Origin of the sequence: Flavipsychrobacter sp. (assembly GCA_041392855.1) — a bacterium.
In the GTDB taxonomy this organism is placed as follows: domain Bacteria; phylum Bacteroidota; class Bacteroidia; order Chitinophagales; family Chitinophagaceae; genus UBA5543.
Map to the genome: position 1 here is coordinate 695,597 of JAWKLD010000001.1, position 14,032 is coordinate 709,628.

Below are 14,032 nucleotides of genomic sequence, written 5' to 3' on the forward strand. Positions count from 1 at the left end.
TTATTACACAATGGTGTTCAAAAACAGCGCACTTGAGAACAAGTCTGTCAATGTTCTGATCCAGCTTCTTGAGTTACCCAAAACCGTTCTTCTTCCTTTTCTAAGAAAAGATATGGGCGAACGATACTTCTCCTTCCTCCTTGCGCTGTTCATTGCAGGATTGATCTATTTTGCCATTCCCTACTTAGATAGTACAGGTCTGGCAAATGTCTCTCACTTATATACATTCGATGTGCTATTCTTACTTGTGTCTATCATACGGTATATCCAAATACGACAAGCCCCGTCTGTTTTCGATTTTGCAAAGTTCAGTTACAGTCCGGGAAAGTATTATCCATTCTTCAAGAAAATAAAGGTCAAAGGGAAGCCACTCTCCAATCGAACTATTGATATATTCGTTGAACCGGCTTTCGCTTTCATCATTGGGTTTATTATAGCAGCACTGTTTACGAGTTCAGCAGGCATTCTGATCATGTTCTGTGCTATCTGCTATTCTGTCAGCAACTTGCTCAAGGCACGGTTAGGTGATCACTATATCATGGACAGGATAGATGAGATCATTTGTAACGAAGAACTATCGACCAGCTTTGCAAAAGGTGAGGAACTAACTCCACGTGAAGTGCCGATAAGCTATCCTAAGCGTCCTTCAAACAATGACCTACGCAATAACATCTCTGATATATTCAAAAATGATGATGACGAAGATGACGACCCGGATGCTACTGTTTTAGCCTGATTCACCCCCCCCCTAAGCTGTGCTTAGGGGAAAAGTCTGATAGTAATTGTTTAACTGAGTTATACGAAATCAAAAAATCTGACCTAGCACAGCCTGGCGTGATTTAATACGCAGCAACGAATCGAAAACAGACAATCTTGACAACGTACAAAACTCCTAAAAGAGGCAGATGATCAGGATGATACAAAGCATGTCTGCAGGACATGCGAAAGCATATTATACGGAAGCTTTGAGCAAAGCCGACTACTATATTGATGGCCAGGAACTGAACGGAAGCTTTCAGGGCCGCCTGTCAAAACGGCTGGGTGTTACCGGGGCGGTGACCCGCGAGGCGTTCTTTGCCTTGTGCGAAAACCGCCATCCCCTCACCGGGCAACCCCTCACCCCCCGTACCAAAAAGGAACGGAAGATCGGCTATGACATCAATTTTCATGTGCCTAAATCGGTCTCTATTCTGAATGCACTGGCAAAGGATGATCATATCATTAACGCGTTCCGCCATAGCGTAGCGGCAACCATGAGGGAAATGGAAGCACAGGCAAAGGTGCGGGTACGCAAGGGCGGCGTATCATCGGACAGGGATTCCGGGGAACTGATATGGGCGGATTTTATACACCAGACGGCAAGGCCTGTTGAAGGCTTTGCCCCAGACCCACACCTGCACGCCCATTGCTTTGTTTTTAACCTTGCCTGGGACGGAACAGAACAAAGGCTTAAAGCTGGAAAGTTCAGAGAGATCAACAAAGAGATACCTTATTATAAAGCACGGTTTCATAAACGATTAGCGGATAAACTGGTAGATCTGGGCTACAAGGTACGTCCTACGGCTAAGGCCTTTGAAGTGGAAGGTATTCCTCAGGAAGTGATCGCCCTGTTCTCCAAGCGCACCGATGCCATCGGGCGCGTGGCAAAAGAAAAAGGCATTACGGATGCCAAAGAACTAAGTGAACTTGGTGTGCGTACCCGTGCAAAAAAACAGCATGGTTTGAGCATGGAAGAACTCAAAGCGGAATGGAAAGAACAGATCATCCAACTGGAACAGGGTAAAGAGGCCGTTCAAAACCCACCTGTCAGGTTTACCCCTGAACAAACAAAAGAACAATCTACCAAAAACACAGTTTTAAAGGAATGTATTGATCATACGATGCTGCATCATTTTGAAAGGGCATCGGTGGTGTCTTTCAATACACTGGCAGCGACTGCTTTAAAACATAGTATCGGTAAAGCGGTTTCAGTTGATGACGTGACCGATGGATTGAATACCCTGCCCGAACTGATCCGGGTTGAGGATGGTGGACGGCTCATGTGTACGACCAAAGAAGTGTTGCGCGAAGAGCAAAGGATGGTACAGCTTGCCCGTGGTGGCAAAAACAACTTCAGCCCACTTTATGCGGAAGTGCCGGAGATCAAGGCGACAGGACAGCAAGGACAGGCTATCCGCCATGTACTGACCACTTCAGATATGGTCTCTATTGTTCGCGGTGCTGCTGGGGCTGGCAAAACCACCCTGATGACCGAGGCAGTTAAGCTCATGGAGCAAGCAGGCAAACAGGTGACGGTTGTAGCCCCTACAGCCAGGGCTTCAAGGGGTGTGTTAAGGGATGAAGGCTTTGCCAAAGCAGATACTGTTGCCGGACTACTTCATAATCCTGAACTGCAACAACAGTTGCGTGGTCAGGTGCTATGGGTGGATGAAGCGGGAATGCTCGGCACTAAAGATATGGCCGCCTTGCTGGAGGTTGCCACGAAACAAAAGGCGCGACTGATCCTGGGCGGAGATACCCGCCAGCATGCCAGTGTCGTGCGTGGGGATGCTTTGAGGATATTAAATACGGTCGGCGGTATATCCGTAGCCGAAGTGGACAAAATCTACCGTCAAAAAGATGTGGTTTATCGGAGTGCGGTTGCTGACTTATCCAGGGGGGATATTCCGGCGGGCTTTAGAAAATTAGATAGTATTGATGCCATCAAAGAGATCAGCTCTGGTAATAATGCCGGATTACTGGACGATTATATGACGGCAGTAAAGGCTGGTAAGGATGTATTGGTCATTGCCCCGACACATGAACAGGGAGAGCAATTAACTATTGCGATTAGAGAATCTCTTAAGCGTGCAGGTCGTATTGGCAAACGTGAATTGGATATCGAACGGCTCAAAAGCAAAGGGTTCACACAGGCAGAACGGTCTGACCCACGCAATCTGGAAACAGGATTAGTGGTACAGTTCAATCAAAACCAGAAAGGCATTAAACGAGGCAGTCGCTGGGATATAGTGGACATCAAAGAACATGATGTTCTGCTAAAAGACAAGTCAGGCAAAACAGTGACCCTAGACTTGTCAAAGCCCGAACATTTTGATGTGTATGAACGTAAGCAGATTGTTGTTGCCAAAGGCGACAAAATGCAGATCACAAGAAATAGTTTTGATAAGGAGCGCAAACGCATGGATAATGGGGTTGTGTTGAATGTCGTTTCTGCGAGTAAAAAGAATGGGCTTACGCTTCAAAACCCGCAAAGCAAAATGTTGTACCGTGTCGCGAAAGACTTTGGGAATATCACTCATGCCCATTGCATCACTTCCCATGCCTCCCAAGGTAAAACGGTGGATGAGGTCTTTGTGGCGCAACCTGTCGCCACGTTTGCAGCTACCAACGCAAAACAGTTCTATGTCTCCGTCTCAAGGGCTAGGGAAAAGGTGCATATCTATACAGATGACCGCGAAGAGTTATTAATCCGTGCCAGTCAAATGGGTGACCGTTCGGGGGCAATGGAATTGGTCAGGTCTGCCACGGATAAACATCTAGAGTATGTTCGCTTACAAGAAATAGAGAAAGGTAATGACCATACACAAAGTATAGAATTGGACAAAACAAAGAAACAGACTATCAACATCACAAAATCATACGAGGACTATGAGCCGGGACTTTGAATTGAAATTTGACGAATACAAGGATAACAACCCTACTGAAAAGGACGGCGCGAGTGACCCTGACCGATACCCGTCAGGTGGCAATGTGCGCAACCTGGCTTTTGTTCTGGCGGATGGCAAGATGCAATTCTTTAATTACAGCTATTTGATTACTTGTATTATGGATAATGGTGCGGGTTCTATCCTGATAGAATTTAGTACGCATCATGTAGCGTTGAAAGGACAAAGGTTGGGGTCGCTTTATAATGATCTGATGATGCAATCCTGTAAGATCATTCGATGTGCTGACAAAAGGTATAGCGAGCTGGAAGAAAATAACAAACCTGTTATTCAGGAAATAGATGTGACAAATAAAACGGATTGATTTTTATATCAGAAAATTATTGCTATTCTAAAAATCCTGTACTGATTCAAAAGTGACCTGAAATGAGTATATTTTTGATGAATATGGACTTTCTCTCCAAAACAAAGTTTTATGCCAGTACCAACACATGATATTACATGCAACACCAAAGCATTTCAAACAGGATGCCCCTCCTGTAATGCAGAGGTATGGTTTTTTGCCTGCTCTTGTGGTTCAAAAGTCTTTTTTGACAGGTTAGGACATCCCTGGGAACCACATGAATGTTTGGAGTACAGACTTGAAAGAGAGATCACACTTATCAAAAATATAGATCGGCTGACTGAGAATGAGATTTATGACATTATCCTCAAGCATGAAAAGCGAAGCGGTATTGATATTGATGATAAGGTTTGGGGGATCATAGAACATACTTTAGGGAAGCGGAAAGCGAAGATGACTATTGAAGCTGTCCAGCCTATGGATAGCATGACCGAAGTATCAGGCAGGGTTATGGAGGTAAATAGTAAAATGAACATCTTTAAACGACTTGGATATGACGCAAACAATGAAATATCAAGAAAACTACTTGGAGAAATAGGGAGCCATCAATGGGGGTATGCCCGGATCAGAAGTAATCCCGACAGAAAAAATCATTGCCTTGAGTTTGAAGTGATATTCAAAGAAAACTATTTACAAAGCAACCCAATGCGTAAGGATGATGTAATCGTAGGGATTGCCCGTCCCTTATCGCACAGAAAAGGGGCCGAATGGGAACTCATCAAACATGATCGATACTAAAATAATGGATTTAAAGTAGTGTATAGAAGAGATTTAATACACAAACTATTATTTACAATCAAAACAGTTATCTCTGAAAAACAATAAAGGAACAATAGAACAACTCTTTATTATTAATTGACCCTGATAAAATGATTATTAAAATTTACTGGAGTTAGTTGACTTACACCATTTTCCGCAGCTGAATATGCTGCCTTTCTATAGGTGTCAATATTGTAAATGGAAGAGTCTAGCATGTAAGATTGAAATTTTTTAAGTCCATTTCTGCAGGTCGCGAGTACAGTAGCTATAGGAATAGAACTAAATCCATCAGTATTTAATCTGACTACATCTCGGTTTATAGTGCAATTTTTTCTCAACCATTCTTCTACTATTAGATGTTTGTTATATAGATTCCCATAGTGAAAATATTGAGGCATCAATAAAAAACACAATACGTATAGTTCTACGCATGGCGCAAGTGTACATTCGTTAAGTGCGCTACACTCAAGGAAGTCCCATTTTGATGTCTTAAGTAAAGAGTATTTAAAGTAGGGCATATCATTTAGGCAATATACTTCCTCAATCTCGCCTTCTCCTTTTTTGTAAACTTTAAGTAATGCTTTCTTAGTAGGTATTTGCCACCACTTGATTCCTTGTTCAGTTAAAGTGTTAAGAATTGTTGGAAGAGTTGCAAGCAAATCTGATAGTAGTATTGTATAATCATGTGATTGTATGATGTCTTTGACTTGTGGAATAACCTCTTGCCACAAAGTTGATTTAAACTCAATTATTTCTAGAGCACTATTATCTAAATTTTTAGTTATTATATTATTCCAAATAGTAAGCAGTTTAATACTTTGTGATATTTCACTTGGGTATTGGATATCATATTTAGAAGAAACTTTTTTGCAAATAGATCTTATGTCGATTTTATTCCCTTTCTGACAAAAATAAGGAACGTCATCGTTTCCGATCATTCTAATTGTATGGTTAACAAATCCAATCTTTGTACCAATACCTCCTTTTTCTCTCAATAACTCGCTTTTAGGTAATGGGGTGTCGTATATGACATTTAACAAGTGTGGTTTACCCTCTGATTTAAGATAATCATTAATTCTAGAACACCTAATCAATCCAGTTATTTCACGCGAAGGAACAATAGGGTTACTATGAATAAAGTCAGAGATGCCAGATATTTCTGTACCAAGTTTTGTACAAATAATATTTCTAATCTCGCATGCAAATTTATCTGGATTGATTTTTTCTACTTGCCTGCGTGTATTGGTAATAAGATGTTCTACAGTCGGCATACTTCTTCTTTTAGGTTAACAAGATATATTATCTGTAAGTATACTAATAGGTATATCCCATAAGGCACTATTTCTATTGCAATTAGCTTCTTCTAAGAATAAAATACGCCGAAGTGCTCTTTTAATAGAATAGAAAGATATCTGGTCAATTAGGTAGCCTGGCTCTATGTTTAAAGAATGGAGAAATGTAGATGCACGATATACAATATAATCCTTATAATTATTTCCAACATGGGCCAGCACACCGCCGAAATCCGCTAATAAACTTGTTTTGTAGGAACATGCGAAATCAATAAGCCCTACTTTCTGGTTATAAACAATAATGTTGCCTATGTGGATGTCATTATGAGCCAAGTAAGACAACTTAGAATTTATTTGTTTTAAATGATGAAACCTATTAATTAAATCAAAAACCTTCTTTTTAGAAAGTACGCTTTGTTTTGACACTAATAACTCAATTTCGTCAAAGTGATTGTCAATAGTTACATAGGGTATTTTAGAATGATCGCTTTCTACCCAAGAGTATATTCCTTGGCAGTGTATTAGTCTGCCTTCATTCTTTTTGATAGAAGACATTTCTATAGTAGTTGAAATAAGTCCTTCTACTATTTTGCACATTATTTCAAGACTTTTAAACGTTGAGTAAGAAGAGTTACTCAACAAATTCCCATCAATTCGAGTCATATTAATAATGTAATAATCGTCTTCCTGTAAGTTTTTAAACTCATTTATGGCACTCTCTATATTGCTTTCTAACGGAACTATTAAAGGAATATAAAAGTGTTTTTGGTATAAATATTTAGAGAGACTGGAAAGTATTTTATGTTCATGCTCAAAAAGTTGAACATCTTTTTTGCTATATATTTTTAAGATTGATGAATGATTTTGATTGACTACTTCAATCAAAATAGATTTCTCTCCAAAATGCAAATCTGGCTCTATTATTTTATATACAATACCATTTTGTAGGAGGCACGATTCTAATGCAGCTAACCAATTGCGTCTCTTCTCCATTGAATAAATTCTGCTGCTGCAATTGCCGCTTCAATCCCCTTATTGAAATTATTATCAGATGCCCTCTCAACAGCTTGCTCAACGGAAGATACAGGCAATATTGCATTTATTAATGGAGTCTCAGATGCTAGTGATACGTTTTGCATTCCAATGACACAAGACTGTAAAATCATGTCATAATGATCTGTATCACCTTTCATTAAAACACCAATACAAATGATTGCATCATATTGTTTTACATTTAAGAGACTTTGTGCTGCCAATGCAAACTCAAGACAACCTGGGACAATATAGGTGTTAATATTTGCATCTGCCATTTTTAAAACATCTATACACTTTTTAGTCATACAGTCTGTTTGTTCTTTATACCATTTAGACTGTAAAATGCAGACATTGGCATTTTTTATATTTGGCACATTATTTATACTATGTTCTTGTTTCATAATAAACCACTATCGTTGTTATATTGATATTATTTTATCCTGTTTACAGACAAAAGCAATATCCTAAATTGTTAGGAATATCTGCAGATATGTTTTTTTAATCATCTGATTCTAGTGACAATTTGCGTAATATATATTTTCCTATCATGTCAAATTCAATATTCACTTCTATACCTTCTGATACTTCTGAAATGTTTGTATTATTCCATGTAAATGGAATAATAGCTACATCAAAAGCATTATTTTTCACATTGAATGCAGTTAAACTTATTCCATTAACACAAATCGAACCTTTTTCAATAATAAGAGGTGCAAAAGTATTATCAAATTCAAATGTAAAAAGCCAACTACCATTTTGATCTAAAACCTTCTTACACCTAGCTGTTGTATCTACATGCCCCTGTACAAAATGTCCATCAATACGACTACTAGGCAGAACTCCTCTTTCTAAATTCACTTTTGAATTTATTCGCCAATCTTTCAATTCAGTTTTGTCTAATGTTTCTTTAATGGCAGTAACTTGATATGTGGATGCTTCGATATTTATGTTTTCAATCGTTAAGCAAACTCCATTGTGAGATACACTCTGATCAACTTTCAAATCTTTAGTAAATGAAGCATAAATGGTATATGTTACATTTGTACCATTGGCTGTTATACTTAATACTGAACCTTGAGTTTCAATAATTCCTGTGAACATATAGCTTTGACTTTAAAATCATTAAGCTAATATCTGAAAAATAATCAACATACTCCATGTAATTAACTGGACTTCACATCATAAAAAAATTAAAATTATTTTTCAATTCGACATAAATCTTGATTTGAACCCTGGCCACTTTCATATAATCGGAACCTAATACTCGTAAGGATAGTTTTACAACAAATAAAGGTAAAAAGATGTTACTTTATGACGTATTCGTATTTACACTTTTATTGGATGATTATCTCTACTGAATAATTGCAGACGCTAAAAATTGATTTTAGAGCGTCTCCAAGCTCTGCATAATTATTTTAGATATAACTGAAAATGAACTTTACGATGAAAGAAACAGCTATCAGCGAAAAGTTTTAATAAAAACTCAGAAATAAGATAAACAACACGCTGGTGATAATGTCAACCTTTCCTTTATGCTTTCTGCATTGAACTCCTTGATGTCTGTTAAGGTTTCTACTTTTGGCCAATAGTGTTTTAGAATGGTCTGGCAAAACGTATCCTTTTCACAATGGAATACATTCTCCCATCCCATTCTTTCAGCGGCGAGGTCGAACCCTCCTCCGTCTGAGAACAGGCTGCCGTGTTTCAAGTGTTACACTCCTTTATTTGATGATGTGGAAAGTGACCGATGCAGCAGCTTCGGTCACATAGGGATTTAAGGTCTGAGCTTGTTTTGTTTTTTCTGCTGTTGCTTGAAATGACATTGCTGCAAAAGACGTTCATCTTCTGTGATCGCCTCTTTGATCCTTGCCGCATCAGCATAAACGGACATTGGGTATCCAGCTTCAAAGAAAGCAGCACGTTGTACCGCAAACCCTAAAACAGGTGTGGTGACTTGCCGCAATTCATTCAGGCTTACATATCCAAGTTCCGGGAATCCCATTCCCAGGTCACAAAGTCCGAAAGCAATATCCTTATTGTCGGGGTCAATTTCTGATAAGAGCCAGATACAGTCGGTACCAGGGAGTACCAGCTTAACGACAGGTGGATGATCCTGATCCGTATGTTCCGGCTGTCCGTTTTTTAGCAGTTGCCGGTATTGCTCGTCAGTAAAGAGTTTCATGGTTGTTTCCTTTCATAGTGGTTGATGGTTACAAGTGTGGAACAACGGAGGGTATAGCGAATAAACAAGCTGTATTTTGGTTGGGCGGGTGAATCACGCTTTAAGCGTGAGAGCGAAAATACTGCTTAGAGCAATGAGCGGCCGGAGTTAGTACTTGTAAGGAACCATCACGCCACAAACATGAATGAGAACAACCTGAAACAGACCGACACCGTCCAAAAGCAATTCACGCTGCAAAACGGCATAGAGAATGAGCGTAGGTGTACTTACGCTCTTATGGCTGTAACAGTTTATTAATTGGGTTTCAGCTGCAAGTCGTGCAGGTAACTCACCGCTTTGGATGCAGTATTGGCGGCAGTGGTAACCAGGTATTTATTGTTCTTCAGTGCAGTCAGCCAATTAGCGATATAGTTTGCATGGTCTTTGCGTGGTTCACGAGTGATCTCCAGTTCTGCACAAAGGAATGCTGCACCAAGTTCTGCAACCAACTCTTCAGCTGCATAGGTCTGATCACCGAAGCGTTTGCTGAAAGAACGGTCTAAACGGTCAGGATGCCCTGACCAGTGAACCAGTTCATGCAATAGGGTACTGTAGTAGTTTTCAGTTGCTGTACTATGCTCTGTATCGGTAAAAGCAGCAATTTTTGGCATCAGGATCTCATCTTTGGATGGAACAAAACAGGCTGATTTCCCTTTGTGCTTAATAACGGCTTGGGTATTTGAGATATAATTTTCGACATGCTCAAGTCGTTCAGCCAAAGGTTTAGATAGCGAAACTTTTTCTTCACCCGACTGATAGCTTTGCAGTTGGCAGCGGTTAAAGACCACATAAGACTTCATGAACGGAACTCTCTTGAGTTCCCCGTCTTCTTCTTTTTCAGTGAAGTCGTAATATACGACCATGGTGCCTTTTTCTCCTTTGCGGATGCTTTCCTTCTGTTTGTTCCACTGACGGAAACTTGCCCATTCGTTAGAATCGTACTCATATTTCATCGTAGCACCCCAGAGAAGCAGGATATTGATACCATTATATTGCCTGTCAGAAACCATATTGCGGGGAATCTTGAAGGAACTGTCTCCACCGACCCATGGCTTTTGCCAGGGTGTTGTACCTTCTTCTAGGTAACTGATAATAGTGTTGGTAACACGTTGATGAATATCAACAGAAACTTTTCCTGTATTTTTGGTCGGTTCATTTTGCTGTTGCATGGTTAGTCCTTTCGTTAGGTGAAATGTTTACAGGGGGGCACAACCAGAGGTATAGTGACCAATCCGGCTGAAATTTTGGATGGGCTGTGAATCCCGCACTATGCGGGAGAGAAAAATTTTAGTTGGAGTCGGGAGCCGCTTCGGTTAATCACCTGTAATAAAACCATTTCTTTCCCGAACGAAAGTGCGTTACCCATAGAACTGGTTATAAAACCTAATTACAAGAAGTGTGCATGTCGTCCTCTTGGGCATTGTTGCGTATCCATATATTGGTACGATCTTAAATCTTACGCGAAGGCAATGAGACTTCTTTCAACAGACGGTCATTGAGGTCATAAAAGCCTTTAGTCTGGTTCTGCATGTTATGATGCTGCAACTGTTCAGCAGAACTGAATTTGTTCAAGAGTTCGATCAACACATTTCCTTTTTCGTCATTAGGCATCCAGCTGCACAGATGGCGGTAACCATAGTTGCGGATATAAGCTGTCATATCTCTGTAGCAGTCATAACTGTTCAGGATAATGCTGTCCCCGTCAAAACGTTTGCCATTCCGCAGTAATACAATAGACAAGTAATCGAACATATCTTTGAATACATGGATAGTGGATGGCTTATGTTTCCTGCCACGGACAAAAGTAATGGCACGTTTACCTATATGCGCTTTGTGTAAAGGATTGCGGATGGCAAAGCCACTATCTTCATTTTCAACACCCAATGCGATAAATCTCTTGCTATTAGCTTGGTTAAGAACTATTACTTGTTTAAAATATTGCATTGCGATATGAAACGGGATGCCTCTGGTCTCTTCAACATATTGCATTAACAATGGGTCGGATAAATAAGTACAGTCATTAATTTTGAAGCAACTATCCGCTTGCTTATAATTGGGTATCGAGTCTGGTAGCTCTATTCTACGATGTTCATTACCAATCATATTGCGTAACCAACGCAAGGCATCCATTACGTTATGCTGTAAGTGTTGACTTTCAAGGTAACTAACAACAAGTTGTACAGTGTCGCCTTCTTCATTGGTTACAGGGTCAACCCATGTATTGGTTTCTGGATTGATGACCAGCATGGTCTTTTGCTTCGGATTGAATGGAGATGGGTAGAGTTGGAAACCATTAAATGTCGGTGTGGGATGCAGTTCCCAGACTGCGAACACTCTACACAGGGATATAGCTTTAGCTTGTACAATATTCATTGCACTAAACTCCTTGATAAGATGATATTGTTAATTAAACAGGGCTTAAACGATGCTTTGCTATAAATGCATCCAGTGAGGATCTGCGATACCGTACACTGCGACCGATCTTGATCGGTTGCAGGTCGTAACGTTTAGTGCTATCCCAAACAGCTAGTGTGTTGTAACTGTAATTGATGTAAGCTGCCGCTTCCTTACGGTTAAAGATCGGATCGTGGTCTTGCGGATTCAATAAAACACCTCCTAATCTCCGGCATTGCTTGCCGGAGTAATTCACTTAATAAAAAAAGAGGATGTTTGATATGCGAAATAAACACATGTTGTCAAAGAAAATTTGAAAATTATGTCAGGATATAAGACGATTAAAGTCGAAGCATACAATCGTAGTCATCCAACTAAGTAATCTTACGGATGCATTTTTACTATTTGAAAGGCCTTGCAATACGATTTTCGAATCGATCCAATAATTCTGATTGTCAGTTTGCACTAATATCTGAATTGTCACTTTCGGCAGATAAAGACTTACCTAAATTTTCAGTAACTATAACCGATGTTATACAGCTAAGACGCTTTATTGGTATTTGAGATACTTTGATTGTCTGTTGTCAAATGCAAGTAAGGTTCCTCTCAGGGTGTTTATAATACTCTTGTTGATCAGAACGTTCTCAAACGCATTAGATATAAATCTAATCGTGCTCCTGTTACATGTGAATAATTTGGTCAGCATCACAAACAACTGCAATGTTAATGTCGTACATGATAAATATGATGCCTCACAAGCTGCGGACTGTGTTTTTTTAGTCATTCCTGCTTTGCACTCTGATAACTATATACGGTATAGGGGTAAAGCAGTTTTGCAATGTATCTGGCTACAAAGCTACCAATTGCGACAGGTGCAAAAAGTATAAATCCGCCATGAGCGATACTACAAATTAAAAATATGGAAGTAAACGGCGCATGAATAGCTGCACTCAATACAGCGGCGGCACCTACAAGGGCAAAATTGAGAACTATAAGATGGGTGTCAAAAAAGTGATTGGATAGCACAGCTACAAACATACCTAATACAGATCCAACAACTATCCCAGGTGCAAAAACCCCGCCATCGCCACCTGCTCCTAAAGTAAGTGCTGCTGCCAGTGGCTTTAAAACAATTACGGCCATCAAAACCAGCACAATATTTAAAGATAAGTTTTGTTGCGCTATTTCATGCAGCAAAGAAGGTATGGCATGGTAACTATCGCCATAGAGTTGAGGAAAGAAAAATAGCAATATACCTACCAACAGTGCTCCTGCATTTACACGTATAAAAGGTATATCGATCTTATTAAATGCTGCTTTGGTAAGTATGACTGTTTTGGTAAAATAAGTAGCCACCCCGCCTGCTAATATGCCTAGCAGGATAAAGTAAGGAATGGCATAGTTGTTCCATCTAGTGATAATAAAGTGAAACAACTTCTCATCTGTCCAAAAAAATATGAACACAAAGGATAACAAGGCAGAAAGGATACAGGTGATTAATATAGTTTTATTCAGTTTTTTGGCTATTACTTCTATAGAAAAAAACAAACCTGCTATAGGGCTGCCAAAAAGTGTAGCTATGCCAGCAGTCACACCTGCACATACCAGTTCAGTCCTAAAGGAATTGGCAATCGTTGTCTTTTTTTGTGCTACAGCACCTACTGTAGCAGTTGCAACTACAGTTGATACTTCAATGCCTGTGGAACCACCAAAAATGACAGTCAGAAAACCGTTGAAGTAATGTGATGGAATTTTAAAAGTAGGCAGCTTATCCCTGCGATTTTGCAACGTGCTATATATTTCGCGTATGCCTTGATTCTTTCTGCCTTTGAACAAATGCTTTCTAAGAAAGTAAATAAGTGTAATACCGATAGAAGGGAGTATTATAAACAGCAATGACCTCTGTTCTGCTTGAGCCATCACAAGTTCTTCAAAGTGCTCAGTAATTGTTTTGAGTGAATATGCTAGAGATGCAGATAGAGTGCTTACTATTATAGTGGCAATCGCTAGCTTTAAATAACTAATACGTATAACATTTTTTTTATCCATAATCACGAGCCATAAAGGGTGACAAATATCCTTCCAGAAAACCAGTTCCCCAAAAATCGTGTGAATATTGGTTTAAATAGTTTTATATGGGGCAAGAAATACCTATGTTTCATCATAAACTGTAAACGTAAGATGTTTTTGTAATTGTCCTTGATTCGCGCCTGACGTATAACTGTTATATCGCTATGGATGTGCGTATACACTGTAAGTTACC

Annotated in this window: 13 protein-coding genes; 4 read left to right on the forward strand and 9 right to left on the reverse strand. The window is 39.6% G+C overall.

The annotated features are described in order from the left end of the window. The first annotated feature begins 112 nt into the window (after positions 1–112). The 4 genes from R2800_03485 (at position 113) to R2800_03500 (ending at position 4,806) form a co-directional block, all read left to right on the forward strand. On the forward strand, positions 113–736 hold the full coding sequence (locus R2800_03485) for a hypothetical protein (GenBank protein ID MEZ5016086.1): 624 nt from the start codon (positions 113–115) through the stop codon (positions 734–736). A 169-nt stretch (positions 737–905) separates the two neighbouring features. Then, entirely contained in the window at positions 906–3,665 is a 2,760-nt protein-coding gene (gene mobF, locus R2800_03490; protein ID MEZ5016087.1) for a MobF family relaxase, read from the forward strand. Then, on the forward strand, positions 3,649–4,029 hold the full coding sequence (locus R2800_03495; protein MEZ5016088.1) for a hypothetical protein: 381 nt from the start codon (positions 3,649–3,651) through the stop codon (positions 4,027–4,029). Before mobF ends, R2800_03495 begins: the two co-directional genes overlap by 17 nt. A 111-nt stretch (positions 4,030–4,140) precedes the next feature. Further along, on the forward strand, positions 4,141–4,806 hold the full coding sequence (locus R2800_03500) for a hypothetical protein (GenBank protein ID MEZ5016089.1): 666 nt from the start codon (positions 4,141–4,143) through the stop codon (positions 4,804–4,806). Between the two features lie 113 nt (positions 4,807–4,919). On the opposite strand, the gene R2800_03505 is transcribed toward R2800_03500, so the two are convergent. From R2800_03505 to R2800_03545, 9 genes are all read right to left on the reverse strand, one after another. Then, positions 4,920–6,098 carry a hypothetical protein gene (locus R2800_03505; protein ID MEZ5016090.1) on the reverse strand — a complete coding sequence of 393 codons (1,179 nt, stop codon included), beginning with the start codon at positions 6,096–6,098 and terminating at the stop codon, positions 4,920–4,922. Positions 6,099–6,113: 15 nt separating this feature from the next. Continuing rightward, positions 6,114–7,112: a phosphotransferase gene (locus tag R2800_03510; GenBank protein ID MEZ5016091.1), complete on the reverse strand. Its 999-nt coding sequence runs from the start codon at positions 7,110–7,112 to the stop codon at positions 6,114–6,116. Then, positions 7,088–7,555 carry a 6,7-dimethyl-8-ribityllumazine synthase gene (ribH, locus tag R2800_03515; GenBank protein ID MEZ5016092.1) on the reverse strand — a complete coding sequence of 156 codons (468 nt, stop codon included), beginning with the start codon at positions 7,553–7,555 and terminating at the stop codon, positions 7,088–7,090. The genes R2800_03510 and ribH overlap by 25 nt, the downstream gene beginning before the upstream one ends. Positions 7,556–7,652: 97 nt before the next feature. Further along, positions 7,653–8,255 carry a riboflavin synthase gene (locus R2800_03520; protein ID MEZ5016093.1) on the reverse strand — a complete coding sequence of 201 codons (603 nt, stop codon included), beginning with the start codon at positions 8,253–8,255 and terminating at the stop codon, positions 7,653–7,655. A gap of 673 nt (positions 8,256–8,928) precedes the next feature. Continuing rightward, positions 8,929–9,336 (reverse strand): DUF2958 domain-containing protein, encoded by a 408-nt coding sequence (locus tag R2800_03525; protein ID MEZ5016094.1) that lies wholly within the window; start codon positions 9,334–9,336, stop codon positions 8,929–8,931. 293 nt (positions 9,337–9,629) lie between these two features. Further along, positions 9,630–10,544: a zincin-like metallopeptidase domain-containing protein gene (locus tag R2800_03530; protein ID MEZ5016095.1), complete on the reverse strand. Its 915-nt coding sequence runs from the start codon at positions 10,542–10,544 to the stop codon at positions 9,630–9,632. 280 nt (positions 10,545–10,824) lie between these two features. Continuing rightward, a complete protein-coding gene (locus R2800_03535; GenBank protein ID MEZ5016096.1) occupies positions 10,825–11,748 on the reverse strand; it encodes a hypothetical protein in 924 nt (307 codons plus the stop codon). A gap of 34 nt (positions 11,749–11,782) precedes the next feature. Next, the gene (locus R2800_03540) at positions 11,783–11,980 is read right to left on the reverse strand and encodes a helix-turn-helix domain-containing protein (protein ID MEZ5016097.1); all 198 of its coding nucleotides are present in this window, start codon (positions 11,978–11,980) and stop codon (positions 11,783–11,785) included. Between the two features lie 569 nt (positions 11,981–12,549). Then, positions 12,550–13,818: a chloride channel protein gene (locus R2800_03545; GenBank protein ID MEZ5016098.1), complete on the reverse strand. Its 1,269-nt coding sequence runs from the start codon at positions 13,816–13,818 to the stop codon at positions 12,550–12,552. Positions 13,819–14,032 lie beyond the last annotated feature (214 nt).

What these genes read in the sequence shown, in the direction of transcription:
- R2800_03505 (MEZ5016090.1), bottom strand. Translation starts at nt 6,098, where the DNA reads ATGCCGACTGTAGAACATCTTATTACCAATACACGCAGGCAAGTAGAA.
- mobF (MEZ5016087.1), top strand. Translation starts at nt 906, where the DNA reads ATGATCAGGATGATACAAAGCATGTCTGCAGGACATGCGAAAGCATAT.
- ribH (MEZ5016092.1), bottom strand. Translation starts at nt 7,555, where the DNA reads ATGAAACAAGAACATAGTATAAATAATGTGCCAAATATAAAAAATGCC.
- R2800_03545 (MEZ5016098.1), bottom strand. Translation starts at nt 13,818, where the DNA reads ATGGATAAAAAAAATGTTATACGTATTAGTTATTTAAAGCTAGCGATT.
- R2800_03485 (MEZ5016086.1), top strand. Translation starts at nt 113, where the DNA reads ATGGGCGAACGATACTTCTCCTTCCTCCTTGCGCTGTTCATTGCAGGA.
- R2800_03525 (MEZ5016094.1), bottom strand. Translation starts at nt 9,336, where the DNA reads ATGAAACTCTTTACTGACGAGCAATACCGGCAACTGCTAAAAAACGGA.
- R2800_03500 (MEZ5016089.1), top strand. Translation starts at nt 4,141, where the DNA reads ATGCCAGTACCAACACATGATATTACATGCAACACCAAAGCATTTCAA.
- R2800_03495 (MEZ5016088.1), top strand. Translation starts at nt 3,649, where the DNA reads ATGAGCCGGGACTTTGAATTGAAATTTGACGAATACAAGGATAACAAC.
- R2800_03520 (MEZ5016093.1), bottom strand. Translation starts at nt 8,255, where the DNA reads ATGTTCACAGGAATTATTGAAACTCAAGGTTCAGTATTAAGTATAACA.
- R2800_03535 (MEZ5016096.1), bottom strand. Translation starts at nt 11,748, where the DNA reads ATGAATATTGTACAAGCTAAAGCTATATCCCTGTGTAGAGTGTTCGCA.
- R2800_03510 (MEZ5016091.1), bottom strand. Translation starts at nt 7,112, where the DNA reads ATGGAGAAGAGACGCAATTGGTTAGCTGCATTAGAATCGTGCCTCCTA.
- R2800_03530 (MEZ5016095.1), bottom strand. Translation starts at nt 10,544, where the DNA reads ATGCAACAGCAAAATGAACCGACCAAAAATACAGGAAAAGTTTCTGTT.